The organism is Streptomyces sp. HUAS ZL42 (assembly GCF_040782645.1).
GTDB lineage: Bacteria > Actinomycetota > Actinomycetes > Streptomycetales > Streptomycetaceae > Streptomyces.
Genome location: NZ_CP160403.1, coordinates 9,526,992 through 9,547,536, shown reverse-complemented (window position 1 = coordinate 9,547,536; position 20,545 = coordinate 9,526,992). Strand labels below are relative to the sequence as shown.

Genomic DNA, 20,545 nt, shown 5'->3' with positions numbered 1-20,545 from the left:
GGAGGTGCGCGAGACCCACACCGCGGTGGTGCTCTTCGTCGGGGACCGGGCCTACAAGGTGAAGAAGCCGGTCGACCTGACGTTCTTGGACTACACCACGGTGACCGCCCGGCGGGCCGCCTGCGAGCGGGAAGTCGTCCTCAACCGCCGCTTCGCCCCTGACGTCTACCTCGGCATCGGCGAGTTCCGGAGCCCGGACACGGACGCACCCGAGCCCGTCGTGGTGATGCGCCGCATGCCCACCGAACGCCGCCTCTCCCGACTCGTACGGGAAGGCGCGGCCACGGACGACGCCCTTCGCGCCGTCGCCCGGCTCCTCGCCACCCACCACGCGAGCGCACCTCGCGGCGGGGAGGTGAGCGAGCAGGGGACGCGCGACGCACTCTCCTCACGCTGGGAAGCGAGCTTCGCCCAGGTCCGTGCCCTGTCCAGCGACGGCACCGCGCCCGACGGAGTGGAGGAGATCGAGCGCTTGGTGCGCCGCTACCTCGCCGGCCGCGAGCCCCTTTTCGACAAACGAATCGAGCAGGGACGGGTGGTCGACGGCCACGGGGACCTCCTCGCCGAGGACATCTTCTGCTTCGACGACGGCCCACGCGTTTTGGACTGCCTGGAATTCGACGACACCCTCCGTTACGTCGACGGCCTCGACGACGCCGCCTTCCTCGCCATGGACCTGGAACAACTCGGCGCCCCTGAGGCCGCAACGTTCTTCCTCGCCGAGTACAGCGAGTACTCCGGCGACCCGGCGCCGCCCTCCCTGCGCCACCACTACGTCGCCTACCGCGCGTTCGTCCGGGCCAAGGTCTCCCTGATCCAGGCACGCCAGGGCACGCACGGCGCGGAGGCGGCGGCGCGCCGACTGATCACGACCACCCTGCGCCACCTGCGCGCCTCCGCCGTCGGCCTGACCCTCGTCGGCGGCCTCCCGGGCAGCGGCAAGTCCACGCTCTCCGGCGCGCTCGCCGATCGCCTGGGCGTCACCCTGCTCAGCAGCGACCGCCTCCGCAAGGAACTGGCGGGCATCCCCGCGGAGCAGTCGGCTGCCGCCGCCTACGGCGAGGGCCTGTACTCCCCCGAATGGACCAGGAAGACGTATGCCGCTCTGCTCGACCGAGCATCGGCCCTGCTGGCCCAGGGTGAATCCGTCGTTCTGGACGCCACCTGGCACGACGCGGGACAGCGGGAAGCCGCCCAGCGCATGGCCGAACACACCCACACCGACCTCGTCGCCCTGCACTGCCAGGTTCCGGGCGACGTGGCCACGACCCGCATCGCCACCCGCGCGCCCGGAGCGTCCGACGCCGGCCCCGACGTGGCCGCCGTCATGGCTGCCACGGAGGCTCCATGGTCCGAGGCCGTCAAAGTCGACACGAGCGGCTCCCTGGAGGCCGCGGTGGTCCAGGCGCTCTCGGTCATCCGCCCGCACGCCGACAGCCAGGCCCCGGTCTTCCGCCGCCCCTACATGGAGCCGGACTAGACGAGTCGGTACACCCGCCGCGGCGGCCGACCACCGGCCCGCGCCACCCGGTTCCGCGGGACTCGGCGCGTTCCCTCAACGGTGGTTGTACGGGGAACCCCGTCCGGCAGAGGTGCACGCCCGGACTGTCACTGATCTGCACTGCCCAACGGTCCGGAGGAGTCCGGCAATCCCGGTTGCCCGGACGTGCTGTGAGGGCGACGGTGGAGGAGAGGCAGCCGAGGTGGCCGGGGAGTGGGTGACCATGCGAGCACTCGTCTACCACGGCCCCGAACAGACCTCCTGGGACACGGTCACGGATCCGGCGATCGAGGACCCGACCGACGTGGTCGTGCGTGTCGACGCGACGACCATCTGCGGCACCGATCTGCACATCCTGCGCGGCGACCTCCCCGAGGTGAAGCCAGGAACGGTCCTCGGCCACGAGGCCGTCGGCGAGGTGGTGGAAGTGGGCCGCGAGGTGCACTCCATCACCCGGGGGGATCAGGTGATCGTGTCGTCGGTCTCGGCCTGCGGGCGCTGTGAGTTCTGCCGTGACGGCACGTACGGACAGTGCCACGGCGGGGGCGGGTGGATCCTCGGGAATCTGATCAACGGGACACAGGCCGAGTTCGTGCAGGTGCCCTTCGCGGACTACTCCACCCGAAGGCTGCGCGGCTCCGTGACACTGGAGGACGCCGTCCTGCTCGCCGAGGTCCTCCCCACCGCCTACGAGGTCGGCGTGCGGAACGGACACGTGAGCCCGGGGGACACCGTCGTCGTGGTGGGCGCCGGCCCCGTCGGGCTCGCCGCGGTCATCACCGCGCGGATCTACTCGCCGCGCAGAATCATCGCCGTGGACCGGTCCCCTTCCCGGCTCGAAAACGCCACTCGCCTGGGGGCCGACTCCGCCGAGCTGCCCGGGCGGCTGATCGCCGATCTGGCCGAGGATCCCGGCGCGGACGTGGCCATCGAAGCCGCCGGAGATCCGGAGAGCTTCATCCTGTGCACGAGGGTGGTACGCACGGGCGGGCACATCGCCAACATCGGCACGCACGGCAAGCCGGCCACCCTGCATCTCGAGGCCCTGTGGCGCAAGAACATGACGATCAGCACCGGCCAGGTCGACACGTCCTCCACACCCTGGCTGCTCGACCTGGTGACGTCCGGACGCCTGCACATCTCCCAGCTCGTCACCCACACCCTCGCCCTGAGCCGGATGGAGGACGCCTACGAAGTCTTCTCCCACGGCACCGAGACCGGCGCCCTCAAGGTCGTACTGCGCCGCGAGTAGAGCACCCGGCGCGAGAACAGCCGCGACCCGCCCCTGCGGTGTCATCAAGGATCTGCACCTCTGTGAACCAGCACCCCAGGAGTCCCGACCGCGGCCGGTCGGCGCTGCCCGCAGTGCGGCCCGGCCCAGGCAGGGCGACTCTGGAGAGAGGCAGGCATCGGGAGGAGCGCCCATGCACTGGGAGAGAATCTCCAAGGACACCGCGCCGGGCGTCCCGCCGAATCTCGCCGACTACGACCGGGCTCGGTCCGTTTTCACCTGGTCGCAGGCGCGCACCGAGCTGACCGGATTGTCCGGCGGCGGACTGAACATCGCGCACGAGGCAGTCGACCGGCACGTGGGTGCGGGCCTCGGGAACAAGGTCGCGCTGCGGTGCCTGTCCCGTGACAACGTCCTCTCCACCGTCACGTACGGCGAGTTGGCCCACCGTACGGCCCGCTTCGCGAACGTCCTGCGGTCACTGGGCGTCGGCCACGGGGACCGGGTGTTCACCCTGCTCGGTCGTTGCCCCGAGCTCTACACGGCGGTGCTCGGCACCCTGAAGAACACCAGCGTGCTGTGCCCGCTCTTCTCCGCGTTCGGCCCCGACCCGGTGGAACAGCGCCTGCGCCTTGGCGACGCCCGCGTGCTCGTGACGACCGCGGCTCTGTACCGGCGCAAGGTCGCCGACCGGCGGACGTCGCTGCCCGTCCTTGAACACGTCCTCATCGTCGGGCCCGGCGCCGAGGAGCTTCCCGGCACGCTGTCCTTCGAGGCACTGATGTCCGCCGCCCCGGACAGGTTCACCATCCCGCCGACCTCGCCCGAGGACATGGCACTGCTGCACTTCACCAGCGGAACCACCGGCACCCCCAAGGGCGCTGTCCACGTCCACGAGGCGGTCGTGGCCCACTACGCCACGGCCGCGTACGCGCTTGATCTGCACCCCGAGGACGTGTACTGGTGCACCGCCGACCCCGGCTGGGTCACCGGCATGTCGTACGGCATCGTCGCCCCGCTCGTGCACGGCGTGACGGTCGTCGTCGACGAGGGCGACTACGACGCGCGGCGCTGGTACCGGATCCTCGACGAGCAGCGGGTCAGCGTCTGGTACACCGCGCCCACGGCGCTGCGCATGCTGATGCGCGCCACACCCCGTGAAGGACCGTACGATCTGCCGCGCTCCTACGACCTGTCGGCTCTGCGGTTCATCGCCTCGGTCGGCGAGCCGCTCAATCCCGAGGCCGTGGTGTGGGGTCAGGAGGTGCTGGGCCTGCCGGTGCACGACAACTGGTGGCAGACCGAGACCGGCTGCATCATGATCGCGAACTTCGCGGCCTGCGAGATCCGCCCCGGTGCGATGGGCCGCCCGCTGCCGGGTGTCGAGGCGACCGTACTGAAGCAGGGCGAGGACGGCCGGGCACTGATCACCGACGGCAGGGTCACGGAGTTGGACAGCCCTGATGTGGAGGGCGAGTTGGCGCTGCGGCCCGGCTGGCCGTCCATGTTCCGCGGCTACCTGCACGACAAGGAGCGCTACGAGGCCGCGTTCGCCGACGACTGGTATCTGACCGGCGACCTGGTCAGGCGGGACGCGGACGGCTGGTACTGGTTCGTGGGGCGCGCAGACGACGTCATCAAGTCGGCGGGACATCTCATCGGCCCGTTCGAGGTGGAGAGCGCGCTGATGGAACACGCGGCCGTCGCGGAGGCCGGAGTGATCGGCCGGCCGGACCCCGTCGCCGGGAACGTCGTCAAGGCGTTCGTGTCACTGCGCCCCGGCGTCGAGGCGACCCCCGAACTGGAGCGGGAACTGCTGGCCTTCGCCCGCCGCCGGCTGGGCCCGGCCGTCGCGCCCCGGGAGATCGCCTTCGACCAGAACCTGCCCAAGACCCGCAGCGGCAAGGTCATGCGCCGCTTGCTGCGCGCCCGCGAACTCGGTCTGCCCACCGGCGACTTGTCGACGTTGGAGGGATCCTCATGAGCCTGGCCCGCAACACCCGCTCCAGGAAGGCCCCGGGGACCCCGAAGCCTGCCAAGACGGCCGCGAAGAAGACCCCGACGAGCAAGAAGTCCCCGACGAGCAAGAGGACCGGGCGGACAGAGGTTCCGGCCGCCGGGCCGGACGCCGTGCACCGGATGGATCTGCTGGCGGCCATGCTGCGTATCCGGCGCTTCGAGGAACGATGCGTCGAGTTGTACAGCGCGGCGAAGATCCGAGGCTTCGTCCACCTCTACATCGGCGAGGAGGCCGTCGCCGTCGGCGTCAACGAAGCGCTGTACCCCGAGGACGCGGTGGTCTCCACCTACCGTGAGCACGGCCACGCACTCGCCCGCGGCATCCCCGCCGAGGCTGTCATGGCCGAGATGTTCGGCAGGACGACCGGGTGCAGCGGGGGACGCGGTGGGTCCATGCACCTGTTCGACGCGAGCCGCCGCTTCTACGGAGGCAACGCGATCGTCGCCGGCGGTCTCCCACTGGCCGCCGGTCTCGCCCTCGCCGACCGCATGCGCGACCAGCCCCGCGTCACCTGCTGCTTCTTCGGCGACGGTGCCTTCGCCGAGGGCGAGTTCCACGAGACGGCGAACCTTGCCGTCCTGTGGAACCTGCCGCTGCTGCTCGTCTGCGAGAACAACCTCTACGCCATGGGGACAGCCCTCGAACGGCACGAGGCGCAGACGGACCTGGCCATGCGGGCAGCCTCGTACGGCATGGTCGCCTGGGCCGTCGACGGCATGGACGTCGAGGCCGTGGAGCACGCCGCCCGCCGGGCCACCGAGGCCATCCGGGGCGGCGCGGGCCCCCACTTCCTCGAGGCGCGCACCTACCGCTTCCGCGCCCACTCCATGTACGACCCGGACCGCTACCGCGACAAGGAGGAGATCGAGCGGTGGAAGACCCGGGACCCCGTCAACCAGCTCATGGACCGCATGCGCGAGGACGATGAGCTGGGCGACGAGGAACTCACCGGAATCGAGCACCGCGTCACCGACGAGGTCGACCGCGCCGTCGAAACGGCCGAGCAGGCACCGGAGGAGCCGGTCGAGGACCTGCTCCTCCATGTCACCAGCGCCCCGGCGGAAGCGAGGTGAGCATGAGCGCGGACGGGCAGCCGGAGAAGGCGAAGACGACCTACCGAGAGGCCATGCGTGAGGCACTGCGGGAGGCGCTGAGCGCCGACGACCGCGTCTTCCTCATGGGCGAGGACGTGGGCCGCTACGGAGGATGCTTCGGCGTCAGCCTCGGCCTGCTGGAGGAGTTCGGGCCGGAGCGGGTCCGCGACACCCCGCTGTCGGAGTCCGCGTTCGTGGGTGCGGGCATCGGCGCCGCCCTGGCCGGGATGCGACCGATCGTCGAGATCATGACGGTCAACTTCAGCCTGCTCGCCCTCGACCAGATCGTCAACAACGCCGCCACCCTGCTGCACATGTCCGGCGGCCAGCTCCCCGTCCCGCTGGTTATCCGCATGACCACGGGCGCGGGACGGCAGCTCGCCGCCCAGCACTCCCACAGCCTGGAAGGCTGGTACGCACACATCCCGGGCATCCGCGTGCTGGCACCGGCCACCATCGAGGACGCCCGCCACATGCTCGCCCCGGCACTCGCCGAACCCGATCCCGTACTGATCTTCGAGCACGGAAGCCTCTACAACGCCGCCGGCGAACTCTCCCCGCCCGCCACGGCAGTGGACATCGATCACGCCACGATCCGCCGACCCGGCACCGACATCTCCCTGATCACCTACGGCGGCTCACTGCCCAAGGCGCTCGCGGCGGCGGACGAACTGTCCACCGAGGGCATCAATGCCGAGGTCGTCGACCTGCGCACGCTTCGGCCCCTCGACGACGAAGCCATCACCGCCACCGTGGCCCGCACACACCGCGCGGTGATCGTCGACGAGGCCTGGCGCACCGGCAGCCTCGCCGCCGAGATCTCCGCCCGCATCGCCGAGGAGTCCTTCTACGAACTGGACGCCCCGGTGGAACGGGTGTGCAGCGCGGAGGTCCCCATCCCGTACGCCCGGCGGTTGGAGGAGGCCGCCCTGCCGCAGACCGCCGACATCGTCGCGGCGGCACACCGGGCGGTGGGCTGACCATGGCCGAGTTCACCATGCCGTCCCTCGGCGCCGACATGGACGAGGGCACACTCCAGGAGTGGCTGGTACGGCCCGGCGACGAGGTCCACAAAGGAGATCCCGTCGCGGTCGTCGAGACCGCCAAGTCCACGATCGAGGTTGAGTGCTTCGAGACCGGGACGATCGGGAAGCTGCTGGTCGAGCCGGGCATGACAGTGCCCGTCGGTACGGCGCTCGCCCTGATCGAGGCGCCCGCGGAAAAGCCCCGGAAGCAAGACCGGAAGCAAGAGAAGCCCCGACAACCCGAAAAGGCCGAGGCCAAGCGGCCAACCCGGCGGGCGCCACAACCCACGCCAACCCTCGCCCGGCCAGAACCCACCTCAGTCCCAGAGCCGCCCGCCGGCCACGAGGACGAGCGCGGGCACATCGAGGCGGGCCCATTGGTCCGGCACCTCGCCGAACGCAGCGGCCTCGACCTGGAGACCCTCAAAGGATCCGGGCCGGGAGGGCGCGTTACCCGAACCGATGTCGAACAGGCAGCCGCAGCCGCCGAGGCTGCCGCTCCCCCGTCACGCATACGGGCCACCCCGCTCGCCCGTCGACTCGCCGCCGAACTGGACGTCGACCTGACGGCCGTGAAGGGGAGCGGCAAAGGGGGCGTTGTCCGCGCTGCCGACGTGCGCGCGGAGGCCCCGGGGCCGGCAACCACGGCCCCGCCCGGGCGCCACGTCACTGCCCCGGTACGTCGCTCCGAGGGCCGATCAGCCGCGATGCGTCAGGCGATCGCGGGATTGATGGCCCGCGCCAACCGGGACATCCCGCACTACTACCTGTCCCAAACCGTCGACATGGCCACCGCCATGGACTGGCTGCACGAGCACAACCGGCACACGCCGGTCGGCGAGCGGTTGCTGCCCGCAGCCCTGCTCCTGAAGGCGGCGGCCCTCGCGGCCCGGGAGGTCCCCGAGCTCAACGGCTTCTGGACCGACGACCACTTCACGGCGGGCGACGGCGTACACCTCGGCGTGGCCGTGTCGTTGCGCGGCGGCGGGCTCGTCGCCCCCGCCCTGCGCGACGCCGACACCCTCGAACTCCCCCAACTGATGACCGCCCTGAAGGACCTGGTCGCCCGCGCCCGCACCGGCAGGCTCCGCGGCTCGGAACTGTCCGGCCCCACGCTCACGGTCACCAGCCTCGGTGACCAAGGCGTGGAAGCCGTCTTCGGCGTCATCTATCCGCCGCAGGTGGCCCTCGTCGGCTTCGGACGGGTCGTGGACCGCCCCTGCGCCGTCGACGGCCTGCTCGGCGTACGGCCCGTCGTCACCGCCACCCTGTCGGCGGACCACCGGGCAACCGACGGCGCGGTCGGAGCCCACTACCTGACCGCGGTCGACCGCCTCCTGCAGAATCCGGAGCAGCTGTGAACCGTACCGAGGCACTGGACATCGTCAAGGAATCGATCACGCAAGTCATCCCCGATGCCGACTTCACCACCGTTGGGCCCGACGACCAGTTCCGCGACGCCCTCGAGATGGACTCGCTGGACTTCCTGAGTTTCATCGAGACGCTCAGCGAGCGAACCGGTATCCGCATCGACGATGAGGAAACCCCACAGTTGACCACGCTTTCCGCAAGCACCGACTTCCTCCTCGCCCGCACGAAGTGAGCAGGCCCGGCCCGCGGCACACCACCGGAACCGGACGGCGCCCTGCCCACACGGCTTCCGGTGCGTCAGTCGTTGTCACTCCGCTCACCCGTGGCGGTCTTGGAGAAGCCGTCCTGCCAGGCGGCCTTCGCCCCGGAGTCGCCGATCCGGTAAACGTCCACGACTGCGCCCGCGGCCACCCCGACGGACAGCACCGCCGCCGCCAAGCGGACTACCAGCGCGGACCGGGACGAGGCTGACCGGGTCCGCTGCTCCGCGGGAGCGGTCTGTGCCGCGGCCGACCGTCGGGTCGTCCACCAGACCGCCGTCGCCAGCACGAACAGGCCCGCGGCCCAGGGGAGCAACCCGTCGCCGAGTTCTGCGTGCCTGCGTACCAGGGCGTTGCTGTCGACGTGCTCCTCCAGCCACTCGCCGGCCTCCGTGGCCAGGGGCACGCTCGCCAGCGCCACCAGGGCCAGCGCCGGCAGCACAATCCCCATGCGCCGGGCGGCACGCGGCCATATCGCGCCGACCACGACCGCCAGTGCGCTCAGCGGGACGAGCACGACGACGAAGTGCACGATCAGGACGTGTGCCGGCAGACCGTTGACAACGGTGAGGCTCATCGGGTGTTCCTCCAGAAAGCGACCGTCAGGAGTCGGCTCGGTCACGTTCCCGCGTGCCGGCCGATGGGGCGCGTCAGCCTGGCACAGGAATCTCTCAGGTTCTTCTGAACCCGCGGCCTTCCGGAAGACGGTGAATTGGCGTCCCGCAACCAGCACGCGGCCCTTGTGGCTGCGGCACAGGCGGTGAACGGTCACCGGGTCTGCATCGGCCGTCCCAACCCCGCGGCCGCACAGCCTTCTCGGCCCGCGCTGTCGACAATCGGTACCCTCCTCGACGGCGCGGCCACAGCGGAGTTTGCTCACCGGCGACCGCGTCGAACCCGCCCAGGAGGTCGCCGCCGTCCTCGGCTGCTGTTGCCTCACGCTCGGCTGCGGCGCGCCGAGCTCAGCCACGCTGGCAGGGTCGCCGCCGTGCGCGCCGGACGCGTTCCGCGCGGTCACCGTGATGGTCGGCGACGCCATGGGCGCACGCGGCGACAAGCCACGTACAGCAGCCCGAGCGGGAAAGACGTGACCAGCACCCGCACGGTCAGCCGCCGGTCGGGCCGGATCGGCTGCGCAGCGCCATCACCCCGGGATCAGGCCCTCGTCGGAGAGCAGCTCCCGCACCTGTTGGAGGCTGGTGTCCTCATCCGGCAGCACCAGGTCGGACGGCGTGATCATCTCGTCCGGCAGGGGTGTGCCGAGGCTTCGCACGGCGTCCAGCAGGGCCGACAGGGCGGTGGCGAACGCCGTCTCGTTGCGGGCGTCGACTGCCGACTGCAGGGCGGCATCCAGCTCGTTGAGCCGGTCGACGTGTTCGTCGGTGACCTCGTACTGACCCTCACCGAGAATCCGCATGATCATGATGTGGCCTCCTGGTCCGGCGGGCCCTGCTCGGCGCTCTTTCCTTCCACGGCCGGCGGAGTGGCGGACTCGGGGAGCTGGGCTTTCATCCGGGCCAGTTCCCTGTCCACGTCCTGGCCGGAGGTGACGCGCTCGAGTTCGGCCTGGATGTCGTCGCGGCCGGCTGGAAGGGTGGCGTCCTCCAGAGCGCCGGAAGCGAGCAGTTCGTCCAGCGCCCCGGCGCGCGCCTGCATCTGTTCGGTCTTGTCCTCGGCGCGCTGCATGGCCAGGCCGACATCGCCCAGCTCCTCGCCGATACCGGTGACGGCCTCGGTGATGCGGGTCTGGGCCTCGGCGGCGGTGTAGCGGGCCTTGATGGTCTCCTTGCTGGTGCGGAAGGTGTCCACCTTCGCTTGCAGGCGCTGGGAGGCGAGGGTGAGTTTCTCCTCCTCGGCCTGGAGCGATGCCTGCTGGCTCTGGAGGTCCGTGAGCTGGGAAGCCACGGCGGTGCGCCGGCTCAGGGCTTCGCGCGCGAGGTCCTCGCGTCCGGCGGCGAGCGCCTGCTGGGCCTGCCCCTCCAGCTTGCCGCTGGACTGGCGCAACTGGTTGATCTGCAGGTCGATGCGCTTGCGGCTGGTGGCAACGTCCGCCACACCACGACGTACCTTCTGCAGCATCTCCTGCTGCTGGGCATAGGAGTAGTCCAGAACCTCGCGCGGGTCTTCGGCCTTGTCCAGAGCCTTGTTCGCCTTCATCCGGAAGAGGGTGGCTATGCGCTGGGCGATGCTGGTCATAGCGGCCTGCCTCCTCTCGATCGGTGAGGAATCAGCCGGTCCATGCCTCGTCTGCGGGACACCTCCAGGCTCCGGCGGCGTGGTCCGGGCCGCAACCTTGGTCCTGGCGTCCCGGTCGGCCGGTGACGTTTCGGCCGGCACATCCAGCAACTTTTCAGGATCGCCTCATGGGGCGAGAGCCGGCGGGACTCCGTAGCCTGATGACAAAGGGCAGGAGGACGGTGCGATGTTTCCGAGGGGAGGAGATCGTGGCCACACTGACCCAGCAGTTGCACAGTGAGCACGAGCACCTGCTGCCGCACATCGAGACACTGCGCACGGTCGCCGACACCGTGGGTCGAACGACGCCGGAAGCGCTCGGCACCGCGCTCGGCGCCATCCAGCTCTTCCTCGCCGATCACCTCATCCCGCACGCCGAAGCCGAAGACCATGTGCTGTACCCGGCGATCGCTCGAGTGATGGGTGCCGCCGAAGCGACCGCAACGATGTCCAGGGAACACGTCGAGGTCGGCCGACTGGCGCGCGAACTGGCCACACTGCGCGAGGCGGTGGACCGGGAGGGGCTCAACGACGAGCTGCAGGCCGCACTGCGCCGCGTCCTGTATGGCCTGTACACGCTGGTCAAGGTCCACTTCGCGAAGGAAGAGGAGATCTACCTGCCGCTACTCGAGGAGCGGCTTCCCGCTGCCGAGGCAGAACAGCTTCTCGCCGAGTTGGCGCACTCCGGCCACAACCAGTGAAGCCCGCTGTCCGCTCACAGCGTCCATGTCGCGACCGCGCGACCGCGCCACCTCCGAGCGGGACGATCAGGGCTCAGACTGCCTCTGTGCCGTCGACGACATCGACGACGTCGTCGACATCCCGCACCGATGCGATCAGTTCGGTGACCACGGCCCTGTCCAGTCTCCCTGTGATGGTCACCACGCCGTTCTCCACGGCGACCTCGACAGCGCGTGGATCCAGCAGGTGCTGCCCGACCAGCGACTCGACCTCGGCCCGGATCTCGGCGTCGTCCCGGATCAGGGCCCGCAGCAGATCACGTCGGCTCACCACACCGACGAGCCGGCCGCGGTAGTCGGTCACGGGCAGCCGCTTCAGCCTCGCGTGGGCGGCGGTCCACGCGGCATCGGCCACTCGCTCCGCCGGGTGAACAGTGACCGGCGGGAAGGTCATCAACGTGGCCGCCGTGTCGCCGTGGCTCTTGTCGTACAGGCGGTGCTGCCACAACCTGCCGACAGGTCCGTGCCGGTGCGGCTCCGCCATGACGGCGGCCTTCGCCAGCAGATCCGACTCCGAGACGACGCCGATCACGTGGTCGTCCGCGTCGACCACCGGTACGGCGCTCACCTGCTCCCGGGCGAGCGTGTGGGCCACGTCGAGGAACGGCATGTCGCCGGGGACGGAGACCGCCGGAACCTGCATGACGTCCCGCACGCGGAGTACGGCCGGTAGCTGGACGGAGGGCACTTCCGCGGCCGTGGCAGCCGTCTCGGCCCTTTCCCTTCCGCTACCGGGCTCGCTCTCCTCGGCGCTCCTCGCCGACGCGGCGGCGGCGACCGCGGCGAGGTAGCGGCCCAACGCCTCCTGGCGCGGTTCTTCCTGGGGTGTCCAGTGGCGGCCAGGCGTGGTGTGACGGGCATCCTTCCCCGCGGAGCTGCGCTCGAAGTCGCTCACGGCTGCCTCCCAGGGGACGCCGTCCACCTACGGGATCAGTCTCGCATCGAATCAGTGGTGTGGCCCCCGGGCCGAACGGCCCCGGCGCGGGACCGGTGGCCCAACGCGGCGCGACACGTCTGCGTCCACCGTGGAGACTGGGAATTGCTCAGCGGACCAGGGTCTTGCACCGACCTGGAGGAGGGTTCGTGGCGGGTTTGCGGGACTTTCTGACACGGTTCCGGCCGGCAGCCTCGCCCGGCCGTGCCGCGCCGGGTGGTGTCCCCGCGGACCGCTCCGCCGAACTCCGCGCGGAACTCGCACCGCCCCTGGCCCTGCTCGAACAGGCGGAGGCGGAAGCCAGGACTGTTCGCGAGCGGGCCGACGACGCCGCCGCGTCACGCCGACGGCAAGCCGAACGGCAGGCCGAGGCGATCGTGGCCGAGGCAGGCGAGGAGGCCCTTCGGGTCCGGGAGCGCGCGGCCGAGCAGGTGCTGCGTGCCGCCGAGGGCGAGGCGGCGGCACTGCGCGCCGCAGCCGAGCGCGAGGCAGCCGCCGTACGCAACCGTGCCAGGACCCGCACGTCCCCGCTCGCCGACCGTGTGGTCGCACTGGTGCTGGAGGACCTCGCGCCGGGGAAGGGATCGTCACCCGCACCGCCGCCTCACCGGGCTCCGTTCCGCGGCAGGCCCCAGGAGGGTGGTCCCTGATGGGTGCCGGATGGGTGGCCGGTGCGACCCGGGCACGGGCTCTGCGGACCAGGTGCCTGGGCGCGGAAGGCGTCCGGGACGTGGCCGGGTCCCGGACGTTGGACGACGCCTTGCGCTACTTGGCGGCCACCGCGTATCGGCACGACGTCGCCCCCGGCGTCACCCCGGCCGAGGCCCAGCGTGCGGTCTCGGCAACACTGCTGTGGCATCTGCGGGTTCTCGCCGGCTGGCAACCGGCCACCGGCACCGACGCCATCCGGGCGCTCGCCGCCGGATTCGAGATCTCCAACACCGAACACCATCTACGTTCCCTCTCGGCCGAAACTCCCGGCCCCACCCCGGCCGACCCGCGACAGACGGGCACGCAACGCCTCCGCCCCCCGCCCTACCGCCTGGGCGCGCTCGCGACCGCCTGGAAACGGCTCGCCCGAACCCGTACGCCGTCGGAGCTGCGTACCACGCTGGCGGCCTCCGCCTGGGGCGATCCCGGAGGCGACTCCCCGGCCGCTGTGGCCACCGGTATGCGGGTGTCCGCCGCACTACGGCTCGCGGCGGCCGCTCCCGACGCCGCGCGCTGGGCCGCGGCCCGGCTCGCCCTGCTGTTCGGCCGTGAGGTGTTCGTCGTCGGCCGCCGGATGCCGGACGTCTCCGCCCGCCGTGCGGCCCGCCTGCTCGGCCATCGAGCGGTGGGCGCGGGCTCGTATGCCGACTTCCGGAATGCGCTGCCGGCCACGGCGCGGTGGCTGCTGGCGGATGTCGACGAGGCGGCGGACCTGTGGCGGGCGGAGGCGCGGTGGTGGGACGCGGTTGAGCGGGACGGCCGGGAACTGCTGCGCGGCTCGGACTTCGGACCGCAGCCGGTGGTGGGGGCCGTGGCGCTGCTGTCCGCCGACGCGTGGCGGACCCGCGGCGCGCTGGAACTGGCCGCCAGGGGCGGCGGCCCCGGAGACTGGCCCTCGGAGGTGCTCGATGCTCCGGGCTGAGGCGGCGGTGCCGGTCCGGATGCGCAGGGTGGCCGTCGTGGCGCCCGAGCAGGCACTGCGGGAGAGCCTGGTGCGGATCGCCGAGGCGGGCTGCGTCGAGATCGACTTGGCCGACGACGGCGGGCCGGACGTCCGCGGGCCCGCCGCGACGCGGCTCCAACGGCTGCGTGCCGAGCCGGAACAAGCCGTGATCAGCGAGGCTCCGCCCGACCTGGACGCCCTGGAGCGCGAGGGCCGCACGGACCTGCTGGCGGGCGAGGCGCAGTTGGAGGAGCGGCTCGGCAGCGCGGTCCGGCACGGCGAGGTCGCGGCACTGGCCGGCTGGTGTCCCGAGACGGAGGTGGGCGCCACCGCGGCGCGCATCGCCGGTGCCGGGGGCGCGCTGGTGCCGCTGCGGACCCCGCGCGGTGTCGACCCGCCGACCTTGCTGACCGGAGCGAGCACGGTGCGCCCGGGGTACGCGGCGAGGCCCGTGCGGCGCTCCTTCACTCCCCTGGTCACGACGTACGGAACCGTGCCCTACGCCGACCTCGACCCCACGATGGCGGCCGGGATCGTGTACGTGGTGATGTTCGGCCTGATGTTCGGCGACGCGGGGCACGGGCTGCTGCTGGTCGTCATCGCGCTCCTGTTGCGGGCGGGCCGGCCGCGCCGACTGGCGGCGCTGCGCCCGCTGTGGCCTTTCGTCGCGGGGGCGGGGCTGGCCGCCACCCTGGCCGGGGTGGCGTACGGGGAGTTCTTCGGCCCGACCGGGGTGCTGCCCGTGCTGTGGCTGGAACCGCTGGAGGAGCCCATGCGGCTGCTGGCCGCCGCCGTCGGGCTGGGCGCTGTGCTGCTGGCCGTCGCCTACGCCGCGGGGATCGTGAACCGGTGGCGGGAGGGCGGACCGGCGGCGGCACTGTACGCGACGACCGGTATCGCCGGTGCGGCGGTCTATCTCGGTCTCGCCGTCATTGCCGGGTATATGTGGCTCGGTCAGGCGGCGTACGGGGTCCTGGGGGCCGTGATCGCCGCCGTCGGGCTGGCGCTGGCCGGGGTGGGGCTGTACACGACCACGGCGGGTGGACCGGGTGGCGCCGTGCAGACGGGCATCCAGCTCTTCGACGCGGTGGTGCGGATCGGCTCCAACGTCGTGTCCTTCGCGCGGCTCGCTGCCTTCGGCCTGACCCATGCGGCACTCGGCGCGATCGTCTGGGACGGCACGACGGCCCTGGCGGCCCGGGGCCCGGTGGGCGTCGCCGCCGCGGTGCTCGTCTTCCTGCTCGGCAACGCCCTGGCCTTCTCGCTGGAGGCGCTGGTGGCGGGTGTCCAGGCGCTGCGGCTGGAGTTCTACGAACTGTTCTCCCGGCTCTTCGAGGGAGAGGGCCGCCCCTTCAGGCCCTGGCAGCTGCCCGTGCAGCACCTCACGGGGGCGGCCGTCGACGCCGGGCAGCCGCCCGCAGCGGAGGAGGCCGTCCGACACGGCCCGGCGAGGGAGGAGTCATCGTGATCACCTGGTTCTTGGCCCTGCCCGTCATCGTGGCGGGATTCGTCGCCGTACGCCTTGTGCTGCGGCGCTCGGGCCGGACGGCCCTGTGGTGGATGGTCGCCGCCGACTCTGTGCTCCTGGTGGCCGCCACCGTGGTGCTGACCCTGGCGCTCGGCGGGGGATCCGCGCAGGCAGCGACCACGGCGGCACAGGACTCCGGCTCCGGCTCCGCCGCCCTGATCGGTGCCGCGATCGCGGTGGCCGGGGCGACGATCGGTGCGGGCATCGCCGTCGCCTACACCGGCGCGGCGGCCCTCGCGGCGCTCAGCGAACGGCCCGAACTCTTCGGCCGTGCCATGGTCATCGTCGGCCTGGCCGAGGGCATCGCCATCTACGGGCTGGTCGTCGCGGTCATCCTCATCGGGAAGGCCTGACCATGGGCCGCGTCGCCGCCCTCGGAGAACGGGCCCGGGTGGCCGGTCTGGCGCTTGCCGGAGCGGTCGTCCTCGTCGCCGACGGCCCGGACGACGTACGCCGTCACTGGCGCAACCTGCCGGACGGCGTCGACCTGGTGATCCTCACCCCCGCCGCGGCCGCGGCGCTGGAATCGGACCCCGCGGCCCCCGGGGGCCGACGCCCGCTGACGGCCGTGATGCCGCCATGACGACCCCGGCCCCCGACCAGACGACGGACGCCCTCGACCCGGTCAGGGCGGGACTGCTGCGGGCAGCTCACGTCGACGCGGACGCGCTCCTGGCCCGCACCGAGCAAGAGGCCGCCGCCCTGCTCGGCAAAGCCCGCGCCGAGGCCCGGGCGATCCTCGACGAGGCCCGGCGCCAGGGCGAGGCCGACGGCGCGGACGCCGCCCGCGACCACCTCGTCAGGGCCCGGCGGGAGGCCAGGTCCCGTACGCTCGCCGCCCGCAGGGAGGCGTACGACGAACTGCGCCGCGCGGCCGCCGAACGGGTCGGGGAGCTGCGCCTGACCGAAGGCTACGCGTCCCTGCGGGAGCAGCTGGCACACCGGGCCCGTGTCCTCCTCGGTCCCGCCGCCGAGGTGAGCGAGCACGCCGACGGAGGCTTGGTGGCCCGGGCGCCCGGGAAGTGGGTCGACCTCTCGCTGACCGCGCTGGCCGACCGCGCACTGGACCGTATGGGAGCGGAGGTGCGGACACTGTGGGAGCCGTGACGGAAACCGCTCAGACGCGCCGACGGCCGACTGACCGGCAGCCGGCCTCCCGGATCCTGCGCGTCACCGGACCGCTGGTCGAGATGGAGTACACGGGCGGCATCGCGATGTACGACCTCGTCTCGGTCGGCCCCGCCGGTCTGCCCGGCGAGGTCGTGGCCATCAGCGGTGACGTGGTCACCGTCCAGGCGTACGAGTACACCGGCGGCCTCGCTCCGGGGCAGACGGCCCTGCCCCAGGGCCGTCCGCTGTCGGTGCGGCTCGGTCCGGAACTGCTCGGCGGGATCTTCGACGGCTTGCTGCGCCCCCTGTCCGGGGCCGGCGACTGGCTGCTGCCCGGCGCGCAGCGGGCGGCCGCCGAGGAACGAACCTGGTCCTTCTCCCCCTTGGTGGCGCAGGACGAGCAGGTGACCGAGGGGCAGGCCCTCGGGGAGATCCGGGACGCGGGACCGGTCGGAGTGAAGGTTCTCGTACCGCCCGGCTGCCGGGGCACAGTCGAGGAGATCGCCGGTGCCGGGGACCGTGCGCGCGATGCGACGGTGGCCGTGGTGGGCGGCACCGAGGTGACGGTGGGCGCACCGTGGCCGGTGCGCCGGCCGCGCCCGGTGCGCGAGCGCGTCGACAGCCACGAGGCCCTGAACACCGGCCAGCGGGTCATCGACCTGCTCTTCCCCGTGGCCCGGGGCAGCACGGTGGCGGTGCCCGGTGGCTTCGGCACCGGCAAGACGATGCTGTTGCAGCAGATCGCCAAGTGGTGCGACGCGGACGTCATCGTCTACGTCGGCTGCGGGGAGCGCGGCAACGAGATGGCCGACGTCATCACCGAACTGTCGGAGCTTCAGGACCCGCGCACGGGCGGACGCCTCGCGGACCGCACCGTGACGATCGCCAACACCTCCAACATGCCGATGATGGCGCGGGAGGCGAGCGTCTACACGGGGGTGACGGTCGCCGAGTACTTCCGGGACATGGGCCTGGACGTGGTGGTCATCGCCGACTCGACCTCCCGGTGGGCCGAAGCGCTGCGCGAGTTCGCCTCCCGGACCGGCGCGCTGCCCGCCGAGGAGGGCTACCCGGCCGGGCTGGCCTCCGCCATCGCGGCCTTCTACGAGCGGGCCGCCGCCGTGACCACCCTCGGCGGCGACCGGGGATCGGTGACGGTGATCGGCGCGGTGTCCCCGCCGGGCGGGGACATGACGGAACCGGTGACCGCGCACACCGAACGCTTCGTCCGCTGCCTGTGGACCCTCGACCGCGACCTCGCCTACGCCCGCCACTACCCGGCGGTCTCCTGGGCCGGGTCCTTCTCCCGGGACATCCCGGTTCTGGCGGCCGGGCACCGGGCGGCCGGCGATCCGGCCTGGTCCAGGCGCCGCGACCGGGTGGGAGCGGTGCTGGCGGAGGCCGACCGGCTGGCCGATCTGGTGGATCTGATCGGCATCGCCGCCCTGCCCGCGCGGGAACGCATCAGCGTGCTGGCGGGGAGGCTGGTGCGCGAGGGCGTGCTGCAGCAGAGCGCGCTGTCGGAGCAGGACGCATACTGCGGGCCGGAGAAGACGGCCGCCCTGGCCGACGCCGTCCTGACGGTCGCCGACCGCTGCCGCGAGCTGGTGGACGCGGGTGTCCCGGCCGCATCGGTCGAGGAGGTCGACTTCGGTCCGCTGCTGCGCGCCCGGGAGGACGCCGGCCCGCACGACGCCGCAGGAGTGGCGGCGCGGCGCGACGCGATGCTCGCCAGGCTGGGAGAAGTGCGGCCATGAGCCTGTCCGATGGGATCGAGTACACGTCGGTGCGCGAGCTCCGGGGGCCGCTCGCGATCGTCGAAGACGTGGCCGGGATCGGCTGGGACGAGTACGTGCGCATCACCCTCGCCTCGGGCGAACGCCGCCACGGGGTGGTCCTGGACGCCGACCGCGACCTGGCGGTCGTCCAAGTGCTGGAGGGCACCGCGGGCATGGATCCGGAGGGCGTCCGCGCGGCCTTCTCCGGCAGCCCGCTGCGCGTCCCGGTCGGGACGGACTGGCTCGGCCGGGTCTGCAACGGACGGGGCGAGCCCCTCGACGGCGGTCCGCCCGTCCTCGGCTCCCACGACGCCGAGGTGGGCGGCGCTCCCATCAACCCGGTGCGGCGCGAGCCGCCGTCGGAGCCGGTGCTCACCGGTGTCGGCGCCGTCGACGCCCTGACCACACTGGTACGGGGGCAGAAGCTGCCGGTGTTCTCCGTGGCCGGCCTGCCGCACCTGGAACTGGCCGCCCAGATCGCCGCGCAGGCCACCGCCGCCGGAGAAGCGTTCAGCGTCGTCTTCGCCGGCATGGGACTCACCCACGCCGACGCCTCCTTCGTACGCGGCGCCCTGGAGGAACGGTCCGCGGCCGGGGAACTGGTCCTGCTGCTGAACACCGCCGACGACCCGGTGATCGAGCGGATCCTCACCCCGCGGATCGCGCTGACCGTCGCCGAACACCTCGCCTTCACCGAGGGACGGCACGTCCTCGTGGTGATGACCGACATGACCACGTACGCCGAAGCCCTGCGCGAAGTCTCCGCGGCCCGCGGGGAGATCCCCGCCCGCCGCGCCTACCCCGGCTACCTCTACAGCGACCTGGCCTCCCTGTACGAACGCTGCGGACGTATCAGGGGCCGTCCCGGCTCGGTCACCGTGCTGCCCGTGCTCACCATGCCCGCGGGCGACATCACCCATCCCGTGCCGGACCTGACCGGCTACATCACCGAGGGCCAGATCGTGCTCTCGGCCGAGACGCACGCGCGGGGCGTGTACCCGCCGCTGGACGCGCTGTCCTCGCTGTCCCGGCTGATGCGCAAGGGCGCGGGTCCCGGCCGTACCCGTGACGACCATCTCGACGTCGCGGCGCAACTGCTGGCCGCCCTGGCCCGGGCCCGGCAGGTCCGCGATCTCGCGGACCTGGTCGGCCAGGCGGCGCTGAGCCCCACCGACCGCCGCTACCTGGACTTCGAGGAGGCGTTCCTGCGGGACTTCGCCGACCAGCGCAGCGACGAACCGCGCGGTCTCGACGCCTCGCTGGAGCGCGGCTGGCAAGCCCTGCTCACCCTGCCACGCAGCCAGCTCTCCATGCTCCCTGCCCCGCTCCTCGACGACCATGGGGCGAAGGACCTCGACGAACTCGCCGATCCCGATCATCGCGACGAGAAGGCGCCCCGATGACCGGCGCCCGCCGTACGCCGCCCGGCCGTGCGGGACGACTGCGCCTGCGACACAGCCTCGATGTCGCCGAGCGCGGAGCCGACCTGCTGGAGCAGAAGCTGCGCATCCTCCGCTCCGAGCACCAGCGGCTGCAGCGCGCGGAGGAGGCAGCCGCCCGGTCCTGGCGGGACCGGTTGACGGAGGCCGAGAGATGGCTGCTGCGGGGACTGCTCCTGGGTGGGGAACAGGCCCTCGACTCGGCCGCCGCGGGCATCGGCCCCGCCGAGGTCACGGTGCACTGGGCCGTCTCCATGGGAGTACACCATCCGGCGGCGGTCTCCACGTCCGTACCCGCCCGTCCGCCCACCGCTGCCGCTCCCGCCAATACGGCCCTCGTGCACGCCGAGGCGGCGTACGGCCGTGCCGTACGCGCCGCCGCCGAGCACGCCGCCGCGCACGCCGCCGCCGAGCTGGTGGGCGCTGAGGTCGTCAGCACCCGGCACCGGGTGCGTGCCCTGCGGCGCCACTGGATTCCCCGCCTTCGAGATGCGCTCGACCGGGCCGATCTGGCGCTGGAGCAGGCCGAGCACGAGGACACCGTCCGGCGGCGGTGGGCCGCGAGGGCGGCCGAGGACAGCGGGCCGGCGGCCCAGTGACCGTTCCGGGGGGCTCCGCAGTGCTC

21 protein-coding genes are annotated in these 20,545 nt (G+C 72.2%); 17 read left to right on the top strand and 4 right to left on the bottom strand.

Annotated features, from left to right (window positions below; genetic code table 11):
• Positions 1 to 4 precede the first annotated feature (4 nt).
• From ABZO29_RS43680 to ABZO29_RS43650, 7 genes are all read left to right on the top strand, one after another.
• Positions 5 to 1,480: an AAA family ATPase gene (locus tag ABZO29_RS43680; RefSeq protein WP_367326404.1), complete on the top strand. Its 1,476-nt coding sequence runs from the start codon at positions 5 to 7 to the stop codon at positions 1,478 to 1,480.
• Positions 1,481 to 1,724: 244 nt separating this feature from the next.
• Positions 1,725 to 2,753, top strand: a complete 1,029-nt coding sequence (locus tag ABZO29_RS43675) for an alcohol dehydrogenase catalytic domain-containing protein (protein ID WP_367325750.1) — start codon at positions 1,725 to 1,727, stop codon at positions 2,751 to 2,753.
• A gap of 172 nt (positions 2,754 to 2,925) precedes the next feature.
• Positions 2,926 to 4,716, top strand: a complete 1,791-nt coding sequence (acsA, locus tag ABZO29_RS43670; RefSeq protein ID WP_367325749.1) for an acetate--CoA ligase — start codon at positions 2,926 to 2,928, stop codon at positions 4,714 to 4,716.
• Complete coding sequence (gene pdhA / locus ABZO29_RS43665) at positions 4,713 to 5,825, top strand: pyruvate dehydrogenase (acetyl-transferring) E1 component subunit alpha (protein WP_367325748.1); 1,113 nt, start codon at positions 4,713 to 4,715, stop codon at positions 5,823 to 5,825. Before acsA ends, pdhA begins: the two co-directional genes overlap by 4 nt.
• Positions 5,826 to 5,827: 2 nt before the next feature.
• Positions 5,828 to 6,826 carry an alpha-ketoacid dehydrogenase subunit beta gene (locus tag ABZO29_RS43660; RefSeq protein ID WP_367325747.1) on the top strand — a complete coding sequence of 333 codons (999 nt, stop codon included), beginning with the start codon at positions 5,828 to 5,830 and terminating at the stop codon, positions 6,824 to 6,826.
• A 2-nt stretch (positions 6,827 to 6,828) separates the two neighbouring features.
• Complete coding sequence (locus tag ABZO29_RS43655) at positions 6,829 to 8,232, top strand: 2-oxo acid dehydrogenase subunit E2 (RefSeq protein WP_367325746.1); 1,404 nt, start codon at positions 6,829 to 6,831, stop codon at positions 8,230 to 8,232.
• A complete protein-coding gene (locus ABZO29_RS43650) occupies positions 8,229 to 8,474 on the top strand; it encodes an acyl carrier protein (RefSeq protein ID WP_367325745.1) in 246 nt (81 codons plus the stop codon). Before ABZO29_RS43655 ends, ABZO29_RS43650 begins: the two co-directional genes overlap by 4 nt.
• A gap of 65 nt (positions 8,475 to 8,539) precedes the next feature.
• Here the strand turns inward: ABZO29_RS43650 and ABZO29_RS43645 are convergent, their stop codons facing one another.
• The 3 genes from ABZO29_RS43645 to ABZO29_RS43635 form a co-directional block, all read right to left on the bottom strand.
• Complete coding sequence (locus ABZO29_RS43645) at positions 8,540 to 9,079, bottom strand: DUF2231 domain-containing protein (protein WP_367325744.1); 540 nt, start codon at positions 9,077 to 9,079, stop codon at positions 8,540 to 8,542.
• Positions 9,080 to 9,646: 567 nt separating this feature from the next.
• Positions 9,647 to 9,925: a hypothetical protein gene (locus tag ABZO29_RS43640; protein ID WP_367325743.1), complete on the bottom strand. Its 279-nt coding sequence runs from the start codon at positions 9,923 to 9,925 to the stop codon at positions 9,647 to 9,649.
• Positions 9,922 to 10,698 carry a PspA/IM30 family protein gene (locus ABZO29_RS43635; RefSeq protein WP_367325742.1) on the bottom strand — a complete coding sequence of 259 codons (777 nt, stop codon included), beginning with the start codon at positions 10,696 to 10,698 and terminating at the stop codon, positions 9,922 to 9,924. The genes ABZO29_RS43640 and ABZO29_RS43635 overlap by 4 nt, the downstream gene beginning before the upstream one ends.
• A 248-nt stretch (positions 10,699 to 10,946) precedes the next feature.
• Here ABZO29_RS43635 and ABZO29_RS43630 point away from each other — a divergent pair, with 248 nt between their 5' ends.
• Positions 10,947 to 11,438: a hemerythrin domain-containing protein gene (locus ABZO29_RS43630; RefSeq protein ID WP_367325741.1), complete on the top strand. Its 492-nt coding sequence runs from the start codon at positions 10,947 to 10,949 to the stop codon at positions 11,436 to 11,438.
• A gap of 73 nt (positions 11,439 to 11,511) precedes the next feature.
• On the opposite strand, the gene ABZO29_RS43625 is transcribed toward ABZO29_RS43630, so the two are convergent.
• On the bottom strand, positions 11,512 to 12,372 hold the full coding sequence (locus ABZO29_RS43625) for a CBS domain-containing protein (RefSeq protein ID WP_367325740.1): 861 nt from the start codon (positions 12,370 to 12,372) through the stop codon (positions 11,512 to 11,514).
• Between the two features lie 188 nt (positions 12,373 to 12,560).
• Between ABZO29_RS43625 and ABZO29_RS43620 the strand changes: the two genes are divergently transcribed.
• The 9 genes from ABZO29_RS43620 to ABZO29_RS43580 are packed head-to-tail and all read left to right on the top strand — an operon-like array spanning position 12,561 to position 20,519.
• Positions 12,561 to 13,061 (top strand): hypothetical protein, encoded by a 501-nt coding sequence (locus tag ABZO29_RS43620; protein ID WP_367325739.1) that lies wholly within the window; start codon positions 12,561 to 12,563, stop codon positions 13,059 to 13,061.
• Entirely contained in the window at positions 13,061 to 14,044 is a 984-nt protein-coding gene (locus ABZO29_RS43615) for a V-type ATPase subunit (protein WP_367325738.1), read from the top strand. The genes ABZO29_RS43620 and ABZO29_RS43615 overlap by 1 nt, the downstream gene beginning before the upstream one ends.
• Positions 14,031 to 15,533, top strand: a complete 1,503-nt coding sequence (locus tag ABZO29_RS43610; protein WP_367325737.1) for a V-type ATPase 116kDa subunit family protein — start codon at positions 14,031 to 14,033, stop codon at positions 15,531 to 15,533. Before ABZO29_RS43615 ends, ABZO29_RS43610 begins: the two co-directional genes overlap by 14 nt.
• Positions 15,530 to 15,946 carry an ATP synthase subunit C gene (locus tag ABZO29_RS43605; protein ID WP_367325736.1) on the top strand — a complete coding sequence of 139 codons (417 nt, stop codon included), beginning with the start codon at positions 15,530 to 15,532 and terminating at the stop codon, positions 15,944 to 15,946. Before ABZO29_RS43610 ends, ABZO29_RS43605 begins: the two co-directional genes overlap by 4 nt.
• Positions 15,947 to 15,948: 2 nt before the next feature.
• Positions 15,949 to 16,176, top strand: a complete 228-nt coding sequence (locus ABZO29_RS43600; RefSeq protein WP_367325735.1) for a hypothetical protein — start codon at positions 15,949 to 15,951, stop codon at positions 16,174 to 16,176.
• Positions 16,173 to 16,700: a hypothetical protein gene (locus tag ABZO29_RS43595; protein ID WP_367325734.1), complete on the top strand. Its 528-nt coding sequence runs from the start codon at positions 16,173 to 16,175 to the stop codon at positions 16,698 to 16,700. The genes ABZO29_RS43600 and ABZO29_RS43595 overlap by 4 nt, the downstream gene beginning before the upstream one ends.
• Positions 16,697 to 18,460, top strand: coding sequence for a V-type ATP synthase subunit A (locus tag ABZO29_RS43590; RefSeq protein ID WP_367325733.1), 1,764 nt, complete (start codon positions 16,697 to 16,699; stop codon positions 18,458 to 18,460). Before ABZO29_RS43595 ends, ABZO29_RS43590 begins: the two co-directional genes overlap by 4 nt.
• Positions 18,457 to 19,884: a V-type ATP synthase subunit B gene (locus ABZO29_RS43585; protein WP_367325732.1), complete on the top strand. Its 1,428-nt coding sequence runs from the start codon at positions 18,457 to 18,459 to the stop codon at positions 19,882 to 19,884. Before ABZO29_RS43590 ends, ABZO29_RS43585 begins: the two co-directional genes overlap by 4 nt.
• Entirely contained in the window at positions 19,881 to 20,519 is a 639-nt protein-coding gene (locus ABZO29_RS43580) for a V-type ATP synthase subunit D (RefSeq protein WP_367325731.1), read from the top strand. The genes ABZO29_RS43585 and ABZO29_RS43580 overlap by 4 nt, the downstream gene beginning before the upstream one ends.
• Positions 20,520 to 20,545 lie beyond the last annotated feature (26 nt).

What these genes read in the sequence shown, in the direction of transcription:
- ABZO29_RS43645 (WP_367325744.1), bottom strand. Translation starts at nt 9,079, where the DNA reads ATGAGCCTCACCGTTGTCAACGGTCTGCCGGCACACGTCCTGATCGTG.
- ABZO29_RS43600 (WP_367325735.1), top strand. Translation starts at nt 15,949, where the DNA reads ATGGGCCGCGTCGCCGCCCTCGGAGAACGGGCCCGGGTGGCCGGTCTG.
- ABZO29_RS43595 (WP_367325734.1), top strand. Translation starts at nt 16,173, where the DNA reads ATGACGACCCCGGCCCCCGACCAGACGACGGACGCCCTCGACCCGGTC.
- ABZO29_RS43640 (WP_367325743.1), bottom strand. Translation starts at nt 9,925, where the DNA reads ATGATCATGCGGATTCTCGGTGAGGGTCAGTACGAGGTCACCGACGAA.
- ABZO29_RS43615 (WP_367325738.1), top strand. Translation starts at nt 13,061, where the DNA reads ATGGGTGCCGGATGGGTGGCCGGTGCGACCCGGGCACGGGCTCTGCGG.
- ABZO29_RS43660 (WP_367325747.1), top strand. Translation starts at nt 5,828, where the DNA reads ATGAGCGCGGACGGGCAGCCGGAGAAGGCGAAGACGACCTACCGAGAG.
- pdhA (WP_367325748.1), top strand. Translation starts at nt 4,713, where the DNA reads ATGAGCCTGGCCCGCAACACCCGCTCCAGGAAGGCCCCGGGGACCCCG.
- ABZO29_RS43610 (WP_367325737.1), top strand. Translation starts at nt 14,031, where the DNA reads ATGCTCCGGGCTGAGGCGGCGGTGCCGGTCCGGATGCGCAGGGTGGCC.
- ABZO29_RS43635 (WP_367325742.1), bottom strand. Translation starts at nt 10,698, where the DNA reads ATGACCAGCATCGCCCAGCGCATAGCCACCCTCTTCCGGATGAAGGCG.
- ABZO29_RS43585 (WP_367325732.1), top strand. Translation starts at nt 18,457, where the DNA reads ATGAGCCTGTCCGATGGGATCGAGTACACGTCGGTGCGCGAGCTCCGG.
- ABZO29_RS43675 (WP_367325750.1), top strand. Translation starts at nt 1,725, where the DNA reads ATGCGAGCACTCGTCTACCACGGCCCCGAACAGACCTCCTGGGACACG.
- ABZO29_RS43580 (WP_367325731.1), top strand. Translation starts at nt 19,881, where the DNA reads ATGACCGGCGCCCGCCGTACGCCGCCCGGCCGTGCGGGACGACTGCGC.
- ABZO29_RS43655 (WP_367325746.1), top strand. Translation starts at nt 6,829, where the DNA reads ATGGCCGAGTTCACCATGCCGTCCCTCGGCGCCGACATGGACGAGGGC.
- acsA (WP_367325749.1), top strand. Translation starts at nt 2,926, where the DNA reads ATGCACTGGGAGAGAATCTCCAAGGACACCGCGCCGGGCGTCCCGCCG.